Origin of the sequence: Streptomyces sp. NPDC000348 (assembly GCF_042898795.1) — a bacterium.
Lineage (GTDB): Bacteria > Actinomycetota > Actinomycetes > Streptomycetales > Streptomycetaceae > Streptomyces.
Genome location: NZ_JBIAZD010000031.1, coordinates 20044 through 36798 on the forward strand (window position 1 = coordinate 20044; position 16755 = coordinate 36798).

The 16755-nt window shown below is 71.5% G+C and carries 13 protein-coding genes and 3 pseudogenes; 6 read left to right on the forward strand and 10 right to left on the reverse strand.

Annotated features, from left to right (window positions below):
- Positions 1-102 precede the first annotated feature (102 nt).
- From ACFY3N_RS34865 to ACFY3N_RS34890, 6 genes are all read right to left on the reverse strand, one after another.
- On the reverse strand, positions 103-2847 hold the full coding sequence (locus ACFY3N_RS34865) for a hypothetical protein (protein ID WP_390820803.1): 2745 nt from the start codon (positions 2845-2847) through the stop codon (positions 103-105).
- A gap of 561 nt (positions 2848-3408) precedes the next feature.
- Positions 3409-4011, reverse strand: a complete 603-nt coding sequence (locus ACFY3N_RS34870; RefSeq protein WP_390820804.1) for a hypothetical protein — start codon at positions 4009-4011, stop codon at positions 3409-3411.
- A complete protein-coding gene (locus ACFY3N_RS34875; RefSeq protein ID WP_390820805.1) occupies positions 4008-5573 on the reverse strand; it encodes an ATP-binding protein in 1566 nt (521 codons plus the stop codon). Before ACFY3N_RS34875 ends, ACFY3N_RS34870 begins: the two co-directional genes overlap by 4 nt.
- Positions 5570-6253: a response regulator gene (locus tag ACFY3N_RS34880; protein ID WP_386023872.1), complete on the reverse strand. Its 684-nt coding sequence runs from the start codon at positions 6251-6253 to the stop codon at positions 5570-5572. The genes ACFY3N_RS34875 and ACFY3N_RS34880 overlap by 4 nt, the downstream gene beginning before the upstream one ends.
- Before the next feature lie 23 nt (positions 6254-6276).
- Positions 6277-7830: a murein biosynthesis integral membrane protein MurJ gene (gene murJ, locus ACFY3N_RS34885; protein ID WP_390820815.1), complete on the reverse strand. Its 1554-nt coding sequence runs from the start codon at positions 7828-7830 to the stop codon at positions 6277-6279.
- Between the two features lie 113 nt (positions 7831-7943).
- Positions 7944-9140 carry a lipid II:glycine glycyltransferase FemX gene (locus ACFY3N_RS34890; protein WP_390820806.1) on the reverse strand — a complete coding sequence of 399 codons (1197 nt, stop codon included), beginning with the start codon at positions 9138-9140 and terminating at the stop codon, positions 7944-7946.
- 214 nt (positions 9141-9354) lie between these two features.
- On the opposite strand from ACFY3N_RS34890, the gene ACFY3N_RS34895 reads away from it, so the two are divergent.
- From ACFY3N_RS34895 to ACFY3N_RS34905, 3 genes and pseudogenes are all read left to right on the forward strand, one after another.
- Entirely contained in the window at positions 9355-10557 is a 1203-nt protein-coding gene (locus tag ACFY3N_RS34895) for an Ig-like domain-containing protein (RefSeq protein ID WP_390820807.1), read from the forward strand.
- Between the two features lie 324 nt (positions 10558-10881).
- A pseudogene (locus ACFY3N_RS34900) lies at positions 10882-11354 on the forward strand (transposase); the annotation flags it as partial.
- Between the two features lie 115 nt (positions 11355-11469).
- Positions 11470-11994 (forward strand): annotated as a pseudogene (locus ACFY3N_RS34905) (Tn3 family transposase); the annotation flags it as partial.
- A 105-nt stretch (positions 11995-12099) separates the two neighbouring features.
- Here ACFY3N_RS34905 and ACFY3N_RS34910 read toward each other — a convergent pair.
- A complete protein-coding gene (locus tag ACFY3N_RS34910; RefSeq protein WP_390820808.1) occupies positions 12100-12570 on the reverse strand; it encodes a MarR family winged helix-turn-helix transcriptional regulator in 471 nt (156 codons plus the stop codon).
- A 46-nt stretch (positions 12571-12616) separates the two neighbouring features.
- On the opposite strand from ACFY3N_RS34910, the gene ACFY3N_RS34915 reads away from it, so the two are divergent.
- Positions 12617-13486, forward strand: coding sequence for an alpha/beta fold hydrolase (locus ACFY3N_RS34915; protein ID WP_390820809.1), 870 nt, complete (start codon positions 12617-12619; stop codon positions 13484-13486).
- A 42-nt stretch (positions 13487-13528) separates the two neighbouring features.
- Positions 13529-14434 carry an NAD-dependent epimerase/dehydratase family protein gene (locus tag ACFY3N_RS34920; RefSeq protein WP_390820810.1) on the forward strand — a complete coding sequence of 302 codons (906 nt, stop codon included), beginning with the start codon at positions 13529-13531 and terminating at the stop codon, positions 14432-14434.
- A 62-nt stretch (positions 14435-14496) separates the two neighbouring features.
- On the opposite strand, the gene ACFY3N_RS34925 is transcribed toward ACFY3N_RS34920, so the two are convergent.
- Positions 14497-15471 carry an IS30 family transposase gene (locus ACFY3N_RS34925; RefSeq protein WP_390820811.1) on the reverse strand — a complete coding sequence of 325 codons (975 nt, stop codon included), beginning with the start codon at positions 15469-15471 and terminating at the stop codon, positions 14497-14499.
- 219 nt (positions 15472-15690) lie between these two features.
- Between ACFY3N_RS34925 and ACFY3N_RS34930 the strand changes: the two are divergent.
- Positions 15691-15934, forward strand: a pseudogene (locus ACFY3N_RS34930) (IS5/IS1182 family transposase); the annotation flags it as partial.
- Between the two features lie 64 nt (positions 15935-15998).
- Here the strand turns inward: ACFY3N_RS34930 and ACFY3N_RS34935 are convergent.
- Complete coding sequence (locus tag ACFY3N_RS34935) at positions 15999-16517, reverse strand: hypothetical protein (protein ID WP_390820813.1); 519 nt, start codon at positions 16515-16517, stop codon at positions 15999-16001.
- 61 nt (positions 16518-16578) lie between these two features.
- On the reverse strand, positions 16579-16755 hold a 177-nt coding region (locus tag ACFY3N_RS34940; protein ID WP_390820816.1), incomplete at its 5' end, for an IS3 family transposase.

Sequence of the window (16755 nt, forward strand, 5' to 3'; positions counted from 1 at the left end):
GGGCCGGATGGGACGGCTGGGGTCCGCGTGACCTTGTGAAGCGGGGCCCGGACAGGCCGGACCCCGCACAAGAGGGTGCTCACGATTCCTCGTACACCGTGCTTACGACTTGTCGAGCACCGTCCCCGTCAGCACCGTCCCGTCGGGCAGCGGCTCGGCGTCGTAGTCGGTCAGCGCGAGGCGCATCGACTCGGCCGGCTCGGCCGCCTGGTCCCGCACGGTCGGTACGACGAAGTCCACGCCGGTGTCCCCGGGCGGGATGTTCAGCCACACCCACAGGCTCGCGTCGGACAGCGGCCGCTCGGGGTCGGGCACGTCACCGGACCAGTCCATGAGCCACTGCGGGTCCACGTCCTTGGTGGACAGCTCGGCGCCCTCGGTGACCGGAAGCACCCGCACCGGCTGCCAGATGTCCACCGCCACGGGCGCGTCCACGGACAACCGCCAGGTCAGCGTCTCTCCCTCGGTCACCCGGTCCGCGACCGGCGACAGGGTGAGCACCGGCTCGGGGTCGTCGTTCTCGACGGTGACCCCGCCCCGGTGCTTGCCGACGACGGCGTTGTGGACGGCCTTGACGGCGATGTCGTGCGCTACCTCGTAGCCGTAGGCCGTGTCGCCCCTCACCTCGACCGGCACGTCGATCGCGTCGCTGCCGGGCCGTACGGTCACGAGGCGGTTCTCGGCCAGGCCGCTGTCCGGGTCGAGGACGTACACGCGGACCTGCCCGCTGCCGTGCCCGGAGACCTCGACCGGGATCCGGTAGGTGCGGGTGCCCGAGTCGCCCTCCTTGACGATCGTGCGGCCCACGTCGACACGCGGCAGTGCGGCCGCCTTCACCGCCGAAGTGCCGGGAGCCCATCCCCAGGCGTCCATCAGCCAGGCCCGCCCGGACTGCGAACGGGGCTTCAGCTCAAGGGACTTGACATGCCTGAGATCGAGCCCGGCCCGGGTGGCGGCCGACAGCGGGACACGCAGCTCCTGAGCCCAGTAGGAGGCGGTGTTCTCGGAGCCGGGGAGCCCGTCCACCCGGACCGAGCCCAGCGTCACCCGACGGTTGGAGGAGTCGGTGACGGACACGTCGAACTTCGTGCCGGTCGTGTTCGGCGGCACGAAGACCCGGAGCGCGAGCTTCTGGGAGCCGCGGAGGGAGAGCGGCTCGGCCGGAGTGATGCGCGCGGCCGCGCCAGGCGCGGACCACCTCAGGTCCACCGCGCTGCGGCCGGTCTCCTGTTCCGTCTCCCACCACGCGAAGTGCGGTGACGATCCGGGGGTCTCCGGGTCCAGACAGGCCACGGCCGGGTCGGGGTCGATCGCCGAACACAGCCGGGCCCCGGTCACCTTCGCCCCGCCGTCCGGCAGGAAACCACCGCTGCGGCGGCCGCCGACCGCGTGGGTCAGCACCCGGGCCGGGTCCGCGGACGGGGCCCGCTTGCCGGAACCGTCGAGCAGCGGACGCACCCGATCGTCCCCGGCGAGGAAGAGCCGGGCCGCGGCGGCGATGTAGGTGGCGCCCGCCTTGTGCTGCTGAGCGGCGGTCAGCCGGGTCGCGGCGCCCGGTGTGCACACCGGGTCCGGCTGCTCCGAGTCGGTCCAGAAGTCGTCCCCGGCCGGTGCGACGGCCTCACCCGGGGTCCACTCGCTGTTGAAGTAGTTGTGGTTGGCGCCGACCATGTAGACCGCGCTGTGCAGGGCCGTGCCCCGGCTGATCCCGCGCGTCCCGTCGACGAAGTTCTCGCCCTGCAGGTCCGACACGTCGCCGTCGCAGCCCGGCAGCAGCGTCACGGACGGCACGTCGGCGACCGGGTTCTGGCCGAAGATCGTCGGTCCGATGAGCACGGTCCCGCGTACCTTCCAGCGCACCGGGCCCCGGTAGCCGTCCTCGGCGGTCGGCGGCGGGTAGAGGCTGTCCAAGGCGGCCCGGTTGACGCCCTCGCCACCGCGTGAGTGGCCGACGAGCAGGACACGGGAGAGGTCCGCTTTCGCCGCCTCGCGTACGACGGCCGGGGCGGAGGAGCGATGGGCGCTCCAGTCGGCCCAGCGGGCGAGGTGCTGCCGTACCAGCGAGGAACGCGCCTGCGCGCCGGCGTCCTCGGCATCCCAGTCCTGGGCGTTGATGCCGTTCGCCGAGACCGACACCGTCACATAGCCCTGGGAGGCCAGCAGTTGCTGGTCGCGCAGGTAGCCCAGGTGGCTCGGGATTGGCTTGTAGCCGTCCGCGCAGGGCCAGTCGCCGGTCACCTCGTCCTCGGAGCCCGGCTTGTAACAGGTGCTGTGGCGGCCGTGCAGGAACAGCGCGAGCGGTCGGCTGCCGGTGGCACCCTTCGGCGCCACCACCTCGGCGGTCATCTCCACCGGGGTGTCGAACCCGGGCAGACGCACCGGGTCGAGGTCGTACTTCCCGGTGACCGTGCGGTACGAGCCGGGTCTGCCCGGATCGACGCCGTTCGCCGGTGCCTGCGCGGGCATCCGTGCCACGCGCGAGCCGGATCTGCGCGTGTCGTCGGCCGCCGCGTCCAGCCGGCGCCCTCCGGCGGTCACCTGAAGGTCCGTCAGCTGTTCGGGCGGCGTCCCGCCGAGGGCGAGCCGGAAGGTCCTCCCGTCCCTCGCCGGCTTCGGCGCCCCGAGCAGCCGGTCCCCGGTACGGAACTCGACCCGCGCGTCCCCCATGGGCACGGCCTTCGGCGTACGCCAGACCAGCTCACGCGCCCCGCCCTCCCCGTCGATCCGCCACCCCGGCGGAAGCGGATTGTCGCCCGTCGTGCTCGACGGACCCGATGTGTACGGCTGTTCGGCCTGTGCCGGTCCGGGCGAGCCCGCCAGGGTCGCCAGCACCGCCACGGCGGTCACACATATTCGCCGGGCACGGATCAATGGTCCTCTCCTCAAAACCCCGTGCGCAGACGTCCCGTCGGTCTCGGGCGCCCCTCGCGTCACCTAGGACGGGGGAGGGGTGTCCGTGGGTTGTCCGTGAGGAGACGCCGACAGCGGGCGAGCGACGCGATCAAGCCAGTGCAGCTGATCGCTCTCCGCTACGTCGTCGCGAAGCATGCCGGTCTCCCCGTCCTCGAACGCGACCGGATTCCACCGGCTTCGTTCAGGACCCGCGCGTCGGGCGTGCCTCGCTCCGCTACGCGCCACGGACCGGCCGCTGGAAGCCATCGCTCGCGAGGCCGGCTACGAGAGCCCCGGCACCCTGCGTGTTCCGCTGCGCGGGCGCCGGGAGCATGAACCTCCGTGCCCGCGTGCGCCCCGCCCACCGCTGCGGAGCCGCACGGCGACGAAGCGCGGCTGCGGGTGTCCTTCGCCGTCGAAGCCGCGGCCGGGAGCGAGGTCCGCGACCGCATCGAGACGGCTCTCTCCCGGCCCGGCTCGACGGCCCGACCACGCACCGGGACCTCGCGCGGCTCGTCAAGGACGTCGTCTCGACGCCGGGTCGAGGTCGCAGGTCCTCGAAGCCGACACGCCGTCCTTTCCCGTGAGCCGCACGGTGGCCCGGCCGTCGGCGTCGTGGCTGTAGGCGATGGTGCAGATCAGCTGGTGCAGCGCGGTCCGGCCCAGTCCGTCCAGTGCGATGGGCAGATCGGCCGTGACCTCCTCGCCGCCGGGCGAGACCTCCACCCGGAGTGCTCCGGCCGGCGGGACGGGGGGCAGGGATGTGCTGAGCCCCGCTTTGCGGTCCTGTTCGTCGGGACCGCCGAGCAGCGCGAGGATCGCTTTCTCCGCCGGCGCGGGCACGGCGTCCGCGCCGGCGGGGTCCTGGCCGGCGACCGGACCGCCTTCGGGACCGTACTCGAGCGTGGACTCGACGGACCGGATCACCGGAGTGATCCCGCCTCCGCGGGAGTGGAAGAAGAGCAGCATCTCGGAGTCCTGGTCGGCGAACGCCTGGACGGTGGCGGGACCGCCCGCCTCGATCACATCGCTCTCCTGGATGCCGCAGCCGCCGAGCAGCAGCACTCCCGACGCGACGGCGACCGCGCCGGTACGCCGGCACGCCCGCGCACGTCTCATCCGTCGGCCTCCTCCAGGTGGAGCGGTATCTCGACGGTGAAGACGGCGCCGCCCCCGGGGCGGTTCCCGGCGCGGACGGTTCCGCCGTGCAGCCGTACGTTCTCCAGGGTGATCGCCAGCCCCAGGCCGCTGCCCGCCGACCGGGTGCGCGCCGCGTCGGCCTTGTAGAACCGGTCGAAGATGTGCGGAAGCACGTCGGACCGGATACCGGGTCCGCTGTCGGCGACCTCGGTGACCAGCACGGGCGGGCCGGGGGAGCGCGCCTCGCCGCGCAGGCTCACGGTGACGGGCGCGGCGCCGTGCCGCAGGGCGTTGCCGACGAGGTTGGCGATCACGACGTCGAAGCGGCGCGGGTCGAGCCGGGCGCGGATGCCGGGGGGCAGGTCGGTGCGGACGCGGCCGTCGGTCCAGTGCCGGTTCTGCAGCGTCTTGCCGATGGTCTCCGCCACGTCGACCTCGTCGGTGTTGAGCTCGGCCGCGCGGGCGTCGAAGCGGGAGATCTCCATCAGGTCCTCGACGAGCACCGCGAGCTTTCCGGTCTCGGCGCTGACCAGGCGGATCGCCCGGGCGGTGTCGGGGTCCAGCCGGCCGGCGTCCTCGTCGAGGACCTCGGTGACGGCGAGCATTCCGGCGAGCGGCGTGCGCAGCTCGTGGGAGACGTCGGAGGCGAAGCGGCGGGCGCGTGCCTCGGCCTCGCGCAGCTCGCGCACGGAGCGTTCGAGTTTTCCGGCGGACTCGTTGAAGGTGCGGGCGAGGTCGGCCAGTTCGTCGCTGCCGCGCACCGTGATCCGTGTGTCGAGTCTGCCGCTGCCCATGCTCTGAGCGGCCTGGCGCAGTTCCCGCACCGGCCGCAGCACGCTGCGCGCGGCGATCAGGCCGGGGATCAGCGCGATGGCGAGGCCGGGCAGGGCGCCGTCCCGGGCGGCCACGAGGAGCGCGTCGACGTTGATCTGCTCGTCGGTCATCCGCATGACGGCGTAGAGGACGATTCCGCTGGGCAGCGTGCCCTCGGGGCCGGTCCTGAAGACGGTGGGCATGGCGATGGTCAGGTAGGGCACGCCGTCCTTCACGACCCGCTCGAAGCTGCCGTTGGGGTGGGCGTGTGCGGCGCGGCGCAGTTCGGGGGTGATGACGGTGGAGACGGGGTTCTCTCCGGAGGAGGCGCGGACCGAGCCGTACTCCGCGAACACTACCCAGGGGTGCGGCTTCGCCCTGCGAGCGATGTAACGCAGGGTCTCCTCCAGTGACTGCCTCTCCTGCACGGGCAGGGTCCAGCCGGTCTGCTGGACCTGGTCACGGAACGAGGAGACCGCGGTGTCCTGGGCGGTCTTCAGCAGGGCGTTGCGGGCCTCGCGGTAGGTCAGCGCGGACGTGGTGCCCGCGCTGACGACGGCGACCAGCAGGAAGGCGAACACCAGCCGGGTGCGCAATCCGAACGCCCTGCCCCGCGCCTGCCCCGCGGGAGCGTTCCCACGCGTGCCGTCGTCGGCTCCGCGGCGCCGGCCACCGGCGTCGGAGAGGGCGCGGAGGAGCCGCCGCGCCGGGCCGGGGCCGGAGGTCACAGCGGTCCGAAGCGGTAGCCGAAGCCCCGCAGCGTCTGGATGTAGCGGGGGCTGCCCGCCCCGTCCTCGATCTTGCCGCGCAGCCGTGCGACGCAGGCGTCGACCAGCCGTGCGTCGGCGTGGAAGCTGTGCTCCCACACGTGTTCCAGCAACTGCTGCCTGCTGAACACCTGCCCGGGGGCGGCGGACAGATGGAGCAGCAACTTGAGCTCGGAGGGGGCCAGCGCGAGGCGTTCGCCGGACTTGGTCACGCTCAGCCCGGCCCGGTCGATGACCAGTTCACCATGGACCTCGACGGCCGTCCGGCCCTGGCCGGTGTTGTCGATGCGGCGCAGCACGGCGCAGATCCGGGCCTCGATCACCTCGGTGCGGGCGGGCTTGACGATGTAGTCGTCGGCACCGGCCTCCAGGCCGATCACCACGTCGAAGTCGTCGCCCCGCGCGGTGAGCATGATGATCGGCAACTGGCTCCGCTCGCGGACCCGCCGGCAGACCTGCACCCCGTTCATGCCGGGGAGCATCAGGTCCAGCAGCAGCAGGTCGGGCCGGAACTCGGCCAGCGCGGCGAGACCGGCCTCGCCGGTCGCGGCCGCCCGTACCTCGTGTCCACGGCGGCGCAGACCGAGCTCGACTCCTTCGCGCACGGAAGGGTCGTCCTCGATGAGGAGCACGCGGGGCATGAACAGTTCTCCCTCGGTGGTGGTCAGGTCCGGTCCGCTCGCCGGCGCACGCCGGAGAGCAGGGCGGCGAGTTCGGTGAGCCGCAGCGGGCGGGCGAGCAGGGCGAAGGTGAGCACGATGACGGCGGCCCCGGCGGTTGCGGCGGCGAGGGCTCCCGCCTGTGCGGCGCCCAGCGCGGCCAGGTGGCCCAGCACCGTGGCGGGGACGGCGGCGAGGACGAGCCGTGCGTGCGTCCTCGCGGCGCCCGAGCGCAGCGGGCGTGCCACGGCGAGACGGCGGCTCAGCACCCGGGCGGTCACCGCCCAGCCCGCGCACAGCGCCACCGAGTACGCCGCTGCCATGCCGGTCACGGCCCAGCGCGCGGGCAGCAGGTGGGCGGCCGCCACGGACAGCCCCGCGTTGAGGGCGACGATCACCAGGTTGAGGAGGAACGGCGTGCGGGTGTCGGAGAGCGAGTAGAAGGCGCGGGACAGCACGTACTGGCCCGACATGGCGACGAGTCCGGGCGCGAAGGCCATCAGGATCGCGGCCATGGCAGCGGTGTCGTCGGCGCTGGTCCTGCCGTACCCGAAGACGAGATCCATGACCGGCCGGGCGAGGGCGAGCAGCACGCACGCGGCGGGTACGACGGCGGACGCGGAGGTGCGCAGGGCCCGGGAGACGTCGCGCCGCAGGGCGGGGGTGTCCCCGTCGGCGGCGGCCGCGCTCATCCGGGGCATCAGCGCGGTCACCAGGGAGACCGTGATGATGCCGTGCGGTACGACCCACAGGACGTAGGCGTTGTTGTACGCGCTGTATCCGGGCCCGCCGTCGAGGCCCGCGGTCGTGGCCAGTCGGGTGGTGACCCAGTAGGCGGCCTGGTTGGCCAGCACCAGCAGCACCAGCCAGAAGGCCGCCCGCAACGGACGGGTCAGTCCGCTGCCGCGCCAGTCGAAGCGGGGCCGCCAGCGGAACCCCGCCGCGCGCAGCGCGGGGAGGAGGGCGAGGGTCTGGACGGCGATGCCGGCGGTGGTGCCCCAGCCGAGCAGGGCGGTCTCGGTCGGGGTGAGTGCGTCCCCGCCGCCCGTGGCGAAGGCCAGGTAGAGGCCGAACACGGCCATGACGACCAGGTTGTTGAGAACCGGCGCCCACATCATCGCGCCGAACCGGCCGCGTGCGTTGAGGACCTGTCCGAGCAGCGTGAACAACCCGAGGAAGAATATCTGCGGCAGGCAGTAACGGGCGAACGCGGTTGTCATGGCGGCCTGTCGGCCGCTGTAGTCGGTGTACGCGTCGACGATCGCGGGAGCCGCCCACACCGCGGCCGCGGTGATCGCCAGCAGGGCGGCCACGCAGACGGTGACGAGCCGGTCGGTGTAGGCGACGCCACCGTCCTCGTGCTCCCTGGCCGCCTTGACCAGCTCGGGGACGAAGACGGCGTTGAGCGCGCCGCCGAGGAGGAGCATGTAGACGATGGTAGGCAGGGAGTTGCCGACCGCGTAGCCGTCGGCGGTCGTCCCGATGGTGCCGAGCGCCGCCGCGACCACGGCGGAGCGGGCGAAACCGGTTCCCCGGGAGACGATCGACCCGGCGGCCATGACGGCGCTGCTGCGTGCAGTGGAGGCTGCTTTCCCACCGGCGCCGCCGTCGCCGGACCGTTCGTCGTCCGGCCGGGGGGCGGCGCTGTCCGAGCCGGTCGGAATCGTGGCGCTCACCGGCGGTTCAGGTACGCCTGGAAGGCGCGGTACAGCGTCTGGTTGGCGGTGCCGCCCAAAGGTCTCTCCCATTCCCCCGACGTCTCGACGACCTGCCCACCGGTGCCGAGCTTCCACCGCAGCAGTCCGTACGCACGTTCGGCAGGGTCGAGAGTGGAGGGTACCCCGAGCATGTCGTAGACGTCGGCACCGAGGGCGTGGGCGTCCAGCAGCATCCGCCACTGCAGGGCGTTGGAGGGCCTTACCTCGCGTCGGTGATCGGCCGATGCCCCGGTCTGGTACCAGACCCGGCGGCCCACCGTGATCATCGTGTGGGCGGCGAGGACCTCACCGCGGTGACGGGCGAGATACAGCTTCATCCGGCCCGGCTCCTCGGCGTTGAGCGCCGCGTACTGACGCTCGTAGTAGGTGAGGGAGCGGCCGAGCCGGAAGCCGTCGCGCTGCTCGGTGATGCCTAGCAGCCGGTGGAACTCGGGGAGTTCGGCGGCACTGCCCACCACCACTTCCACGCCCTCCTTCCGGGCGCGCCGGACGTTGCGCCGCCACTCCTGGCTGAGTCCGGACCACAGGTCCTCGGCGGTGCGTCCGGCCAGCGGTACCCGGAAGACGTGGCGGGGCTGGGCGTCCCCGTCGTCCGGGGTCCCGTCACCGCCGCAGCGGCGCCACCCCCGGGCACGCAGCCGCTCGGCGACGGCGGTGCCGAGCGGGTCGACCTCGCTGGCGAGCACGTCGCCCAGCCGGCGGCCCGGTCCGGCGAGCGGCTTCAGCACGGAGGCGTCCCAGCGCCGGTACGCGGGCGAGGGGCCCATGCGCACGGCGAACGCGCCCGCGCCGCGCAGATGGTCGAGCAGCGGCGTGAGCCAGACGTCGATCCCGGGATCCGCCCAGTCGGCCACGGGCCCCTCGGGAAGGTAGGCGAAGTACCTGCGGGTGCCGGGGAACTGGCGCAGCAGCACCAGCGCCACGCCGCTCAGCGCCCCCGATCCCGGATCCGTTCCCCAGCCGAGCAACTGGGCCCGCCAGCCCTCCTTGACGTCGGCCCAGGAGGGACACTGCAGGAAGCCGGGGCCGAGGGCCCGGCCGGCGGGTGACGCCAGGAAGCCGCGGTAGACCTCGGGCGTGATGGGTCCGAGGGACACGGGGCCCTTCCCCGCCGGGGGGACGCGGCCGGGCGGTACGAGCAGTGCTGACACGGTCCGATCCTCACTTTCTCCCCGGCCTGTCGCAGGGACGCCGACGATGCTCACAGCGGCCCATGACCGCTCCGCTCGGCGAATGTGACGGCACCATGACCGTTCCGCACCAACCGCCGTCACCTTGCTCCGTAGCGTCTGACCTGGCCTTTTCCGGCTCTAGAGTCACGATCGTCCGCTCATCACCGCGGAGTCGTCCATCACGGAGGTCCCCTTGCACCGCACACGTGTGTCCGCCCCTGCCCCGATACGGGCCGCCGTCGCGGCCGCCCTGCTGGCGCCGCTCGCCGCCTGCTCGTCGAGTCCGTCCCCGACCGCTTCGGACGCGCCGCGGGCCGGGAGGTCCGACGACCGGCCCGTCGCGGTCACCGTCACACCCCAGGGGCGGCAGGCCGCGCCGGGCCGGCCGGTGACGGTCACCGCCGCGCACGGCCGTCTCGCCTCGGTGACCGTCACCGACGCCGACGGCCGCCGTCTGCCCGGCAAGGTCGCGGCCGGTGGCGGAAAGTGGATCTCGGACCGCAAGACCGCGCCCGGCACCGCGTACACGGTCGCCGCCGCGACCCGGACCGAGGGCGGTACCGCCACGACGACGAAGACCTCCTTCACCACGGTGGAGGCGGACAAGGTCAACAAGGTCGACTGGCGTCCGGGCACCGGCACCACCGTCGGCGTGGCCCAGCCGATCTCCCTGGTCTTCGACAACCCGGTCAGGAACCGGGCCGAGGTCGAGAAGCAGCTCGAGGTCACCACATCGGACGGCACCGAGGGATCCTGGGGCTGGATACGCGACTGGTCGGGCAGGGACCGGGTCGACTGGCGTCCGGAGTCGTACTGGAAGCCCGGGACGAAGGTGACGCTGAACGCCGAACTGAACGGTACCGACTCGGGCCCCGACGGCGGCTGGTTCGTGCGCGACTACACGACGACCTTCACCGTCGGCGCCCGGCAGATCGTCGAGGTCGACCTCGACCGCCACCGGCTGACGCTGGTACGCGACGGCAGGACCGTCCGGAGCATCCCGGTCTCCGGCGGCACACCCGGTGGCGACAAGCGCTCCTGGCGCGGAACGGCCGTGCTCATGGCCAAGGAGGGCACGATCAACATGAACTCCGAGACGGTCGGCCTCGGCGCCGCCTACGACAAGATGGTCGACTACTCGATGCGGCTGACCTGGTCGGGCATGTACGCGCACGCCGCCCCGTGGAACGCCCCCTACTTCGGCCACGCCAACCGCAGTTCGGGCTGCATAGGCATGAGCGACGCGGACGCGGCCTGGTTCTACGGGCAGGTACGGCCGGGTGACCCGTTCGAGATCACGGGCGAGGAGACCAAGGGCGTGGTCGACCCGGGGAACGGCTTCGGTGCGTGGAACGTGTCGTGGACGGCCTGGCAGCAGAAGAGTGCGCTGCGGTGAGGACGGCCCCTGTCGGCGGGGCGCTGCCCGGCCCGACGAGTTCCTGATCGTCGATCATGGTCGTGTGGCGGGAACCGCGTCTCGTGCGGCGATCACCGGCGACCGGAGGACCGCGGACCTGTCGACAGTTCGTCCTTGGCGTAGTCGCACGCCTGCCGGTCCGCCGCACAGGGGCCGGGCAGCACGGGAGCCCAGGGAAGGCCGGCTTCTCGCGCGTCGTCGTACATCTCCGCCACCAGGGCGCGTGCGGACCCGGCATCGCCCGCGGCACCCGCCTCGCGGGCCGATCGCAGGGTGGCACGCAGTCGTGCACGAACCTGGGGGCAGACCGTGAAGAACCTGGTCATTGCGGTCGGCCAAACGGCGGCCCGACCGGTGTCCTGGCGGGAAGGCTCCCGGCCGGGCAAGGGCCGCAGTGGCGTCAAGCGCATGTACTCGCGCTTCGTCGCCCTGCGTCTCCGCCCGGCCGGACGCGGCGTCCGCAGGGCCGTCGATGATCCGGAGCTGTCCGAGCGGTGGCTGCTGGCCGAGTGGCCGGCCACCGAGCCGGAACCGGTGCAGCTCTGGCTGTCGAACCTGCCCTCCGGCATGCCGTTGGCCACCCTGGTGCGGCTGGCCAAAATCCGCTGGCGCATCGAGCACGACTACCGCGAGATGAAACAGGCCCTGGGCCTGGCCCACTTCGAGGGCCGCACCTGGGCCGGCTGGCACCACCACGTCACCCTCGTCTCCGCCGCCCATGCCTTTTGCACCCTGCACGACTGGCCCGTCACCCAAAAGATCCGGCGCAGGTCTGAGCCTCTACCAAGTCGTCCAGAACCTGCAGACACTCCTCGCCACCTGGACCGGCGCCTGCCCCACCTGCCACCGCGACATCCCCACACCCATACGAACCTGATCAAGCCCTACTAGATCCGCGCCTACGACCTGCTGCGCATGTTCGGACGCGACGGCCGCCCGACCCCGCTCGGGGCGGCGTTCGCGGAGTACGGGCGGATCGCGAAGACCGAGCACCTGCTGCGGGTGGTCGACCCGGTGGACGACACCTACTGGCGGCAGATGAACCGGCAGCTCACCGTGTAAGAGTCCCGCCACAAGCTCGCGAGGGACGTGTGCCAAGGCAAGCGCGGCACCATCCACCAGGCCTACCGCGACGGCATGGAGGACCAGCTCGGCGCGCTCGGCCTGGTCCTCCATGCCATCGTCCTGTGGACGACGAAATACATCGACACCGCCGTCGCCCAGCCCCGCGCCGAAGGCCACGAACTGCGGGACGAGGACATGGCCCGGCTCTCCCCGCTCAAGCACCGCAACCTGAACCTGCTCGGCCGCTACAGCTTCACCGCCAGCGTCCCGACCGCCGGCGCCCTGCGCCCGCTGCGCGACCCGGAGGCGCCGGAGCCGGACGAGGACGACGACGGGAGCGAGAGAGACTGAGGCGGCCGGGGCGATGCCGGGGGGAGCGATGTCGGCATCGCCAACGTCGCGTGGTACGGCGGAGGATCGGACCGATGGCGGTGATGCTTCTCGCCGTGAGGCTTGCTACCGGGTGCGTTGCTGGGTGTCGGCGAGCCGCGCGAGGGCGGCGGCCATGCCGGGCAGGATGTCGGCGGGGATGTGGTCGAGGACGCGTCGGCGGGCGCTGGCCAGGTGGGCGGGCTGGGCGGCCCGCAAGGCCCGGAGGCCGGGTTCGGTAAGGACGGCTTCGCTGCCGCGGGCGTCCCGGCCGTGGCGTTCCTTGCGTACCATGCCGTGGCGCGCAAGCCCTTCGACGATACGGGTGATGCGAGAGGGCGTCAGGCCGGAAGCCGCGGCCAGCGCGGACATGCGCATACGGTGCTCGGGTGTTTCGCTCAGGAGCAGGAGGACGGCGAATTCGGTCATGGTCACGCTGGTGCGGGACATGTCCTCCTCCAGCAGGCGGGGCAGGGAGTGCACCAGGCGGCCCAGGCTCTGCCATAGCAGCAGTTCGTCGTCGGTGAGGTGATCGGTCGCGGGTGAGGTGTCGGCCATGCCTCTACTCTATTTGACGAAGCAAGCAATTAAAGAGGCTGGGGTTATGAGTACCTTGGCATCAGCCCCGGCGGGGTTCGAGCACGCGTGGGCCGACCTCGATGGCGTGCGTATCCACTACGTGACCGGCGGAGCGGGCCCCGTGGTGGTTCTCGTGCACGGCTGGCCGTTCACCTGGATCGAATGGCGTGCGGTCATACCGCTGCTGGCCGAGCGTGGATTCACCGTCGTCGCGCCCGACCTGCGTGGCTCGGGCGACTCGCAGATCCCGGCCGGGCACTGGACCAAACGTGAGGAGGCCGGTGACCTCCACCGGCTCCTGCGGCGCCTCGGCCACGAGCGCGCCTTCGTCATCGGCACCGACGTCGGCACCATGACCGCGCACGCCTGGGCCCAGCACCACCCCGCGGACGTGGAGCGGCTCGTGCTCAGCGAGGCGTTCCTGCCCGGCTTCGGTCTGGAGGAGCACATGAACCCCGCAACCGGCGGTTCATGGCACTTCGGGTTCCACGCGCAGAGCGAGCTGGCCGCCATGCTCACCGCCGGCAAGGAGGAGCAGTACCTGGCCGGGTTCTGGTCAGTGATGACCTGCGGCGGCATCACTGACGCCGACCGCGCGGACCTGCTGCGCGTCTACACGCGGCCCGACGCGATGCGTGGAGGGTTCGAGCACTACGCCACCCTCGTCGAAGATGGGCAGCGGGCCCGCGCCGGGGACCGCCTGGCCATGCCCGTTCTCGTCCTGAACGGCGAGCATGGACTGCCTCAGAGCATCCTGCTGGACGGCGCCCGCGACATCGCTGACGACGTGCGCGCCGACATCGTCCCGGACGCGGCCCACACATTCGCTGCCGACAACCCCGCCTGGACGGCCGACCGGCTCACTCGGTTCTTCTCCGTCACATCCGCCGCCTGACACGCGAAGACCCCCGAGTACCGCCCCGAAAGGAGCACCACCGTGCAGATCCTCGTCATCGGTGCCACCGGCTACGCCGGTCGCCGCGTCTCCACCGCCCTGGCCCGCGCCGGACACACCGTCCTCGGCCTCACCCGCGACACCGACGCCCCCGCCGCCCGCGCACTCGTCACCGACGAAGTCACCCCCGTCATGGGCGACTTTTCCAAGGCCGAGACCTGGCGCGGCCACCTGGAGGGAACCGATGCCGTCGTCCATCTCCTGATGGACACGAGCGACCCCATCGATGGCGACCAGCGCCTGTTCGCCGAACTCCTCGCCGCCCAGGAACGCGACGGACGCCGCCGCCATCTGGTGTTCACCACCGGCATCTCCTCCTACGGCCGCACCGGCCTTGCGCTGATGGACGAGAACACGCCCGGCAACCCCGACAGCCCCATCGGCTTCCGCTTCGCGCTGGAACGGGAATTGGCCGCCTCCGGTCTCGCCCACACCATCGTGCGGCCCGGCTTCATGTACGGGGGACCGGCCACCACGTCCATGACCGGACAGTGGTTCGCCGCCGCCGAAGCGAAGAACCCCGTGTTCTTCGGCGACACCGCCAAGCGGTGGAGCTGGGTCCATGTCGACGATCTGGCCGACGCCTACGTGCGCATCCTCGACAACCCCCGGGCCGTCGACGGAGAGACGTTCGTCATCGCCGACGACCAGCGCATCACCGCCCTCGACATGCAGCACGCGGCCGTACGGGCCGCCGGATACACCGGCAACATCGCGCTGGAGACCGCGGAGGCGGGCGGCATGATGCAGATGGCAGCCGACCAGGACGAACTCGTCACCAGCGCCAAGGCCCACCGCCTGCTCGGCTGGCGCCCGCGCCGCATCGCCTTCACCGACAACCCCGAACTGCACTACCAGGCCTGGAAGTCCGCCCAGCCCGCAACCTGACTCGTATCGGCCGCCTGTCGTCAAACGATGGCGAGCTCAAGTGGTCAGCGCATCACTGCTGTTCAGAAGGTCAGCGTAGACCTCTGCCGGAGTGCGGTAGCCGTGGGTCTTGCGCGGACGGTGGTTGAGTCGTGAGCGATGGCATCCAAGTCGGCTTGACTGAACGTGCAGAGGTCGGCGCCCTTGGCGAGGTACTGCCGAAGCAGCCGATTGGTGTTCTCGTTGGTGCCGCGCTGCCACGGGCTCCGCGGCTTGCAGAGGTAGATCGGCATCCTGGTCTCGGTGGTGATGGCCTGGTGCTCGGCGATCTCCCGGCCGTGGTCCCAGGTGAGCGTCCGCCGCAGGTGGGGTGGGATGCCGAGGAGGCTTCTGGTGAGGTGCGGGGTGACCTGCTCGGCCTTGATGCCGTCCGGCAGCGCGACGATGGTTGTGTAGCGGCTGGTTCGCTCAACGAGCGTGGCGACCACCGAGGGCCTGGTGCCCATCACGAGGTCGCCCTCCCAATGACCGGGGACCTTACGGTCCTCGGCCTCGGCGGGGCGGGCGGTGATGGACACCATGCCGCGAATGATGCCCTGCCCGGTAGGCCGACGGGCGATCTTCGGACGGCGCATGGGTCGGCCTGACCGAAGGCGCTGAGTGAGGTTACGGTCGATCGCCTGTCGCCGGCGAGGGTCATAGAGCGAGAGGTAGATCGCTTCGTGCGAGATCTGCATGGTGGCGTCGCCAGGAAACTGACGCCGCAGCCACCCTGCGATCTGATCGGGAGACCAGCACAGAGTCAGCTTCGCCTCCACCAAGGCGCGCAGAGCCGGTCGTTGGGCGAGCTTGACCTGCTTGGGCCGGCGCCCGCGCGCGTGGGCGGCCTCATCGGCGGATGCGGCACGGTAGCGGTCCCGGCCTCCGTTGCGGGCGATCTCGCGGGAGACGGTCGAAGGCGATCGGCCCAGCCGCCTGGCCAACTGTCGGCCAGATTCGCCGGCCGCGATACCGCGGGATATCTCGATGGCGTCCCGCCGAGTGGTGTAGCCGATCAAGCTGACGGAATTCCCAAGTCACGGCCCGAATCGCCCTCGCTGGAGGCCCTTTTGAGGCTCGCCGGGCCGGGACCAGCGGTGATCGCACGACGGCTGGCTGCGGCACGTACCGGACGGCTCCAAGGCGGAAGCGACGGACCGTGATCGGCTACACCACGCCTGGGGACACGACCCTGGAACACCGAGCTGTTTCATAGTAGCCACTGAACCCTTTCCAACCTGCCTCATGGGCAGTTCAATGGGCCCCGTTTGCGGGCGCACTGACGGGCGACCGGCAGCCGTTGGAGGCGCCTGAGCGCTGGCCAGCAGGCTCTGCTCGCCCTCGCCCACCTGCGCAATGGGTACTCCCACGCGCAATTCGCGGCCAGGTCGGCACTCGCCCATTGCCGACCGCTACATCACCGAGGCGTCCGCGCTCCTGGGCGCTTTCGCCCCCACACTCACCGAAGCGGCCAGGACGGCGGGGCATGCGTGCTACCGGACGGCGCTGCGCAGCCTGCGCCGGTGCGGGCACACCGCCGCAGAGTTCATGCCTTCCTGCGGGTGATCGCCCGTGTCATAGCAACTGCGGCCGCCAAGAAGCCCGCGCTGACGGCGAGCAGGACACCCGTGGTTGCCAGGGCGTCAGCCGAGTCCGACGCGTTCTGCAGGTGGGTGAGCATGACGTTGACTGGGGAAATGCCCTTGCCCAGCAGCACGGCCAGGAGGAGCACCAGGGCGAGGACGAGCGCGTAGCCCTGCCGTCGGAACACCAGCCGCGAGCAGACCAGTCCGATGGCTATGCCGGTGAAGGCGCAGGTGAGTTGGGCCGCGGTCCCCAGCGCCAGATCCGCGAGGCCGGGTGTGTGGGTTCCAAACAGCAGCGGCAGCACCAGGCCGGCAGCCATCAGCAGCAGGCACCATATGACGGCCGTCCCGACCGTCGCGAGCAGGACGCGTAGATGGGTGCCGGCGCTGATGACGACGATCGAGCGGTGTGCCTGGTCCTCAAGACCGATCAGTGTCATGGCCAGCCAGACCGAGCACGGCAGCATGGCCCCGGCCACCGAGGCGTAGGTCGCGGTGAGCTGGCCGTTTGAGGTTCCCCCGTTGCTCGGGAGGGGCTGATCAGCTGGTCAGAGCAGGTTGGCGGGGTTTCAGGTTCGCTCGTTCGGTCGCTGCCTGCTCGGCGTAGTGCTGCTCTTCAAACTCGACCGGGCTGAGGTAGCCGAGGCGTTTCTGGATGCGCCGGCTGTTGTAGAACCCGTCGATGTACTCGAAGAGTGCGAGGTTCGCCTCGGCCCG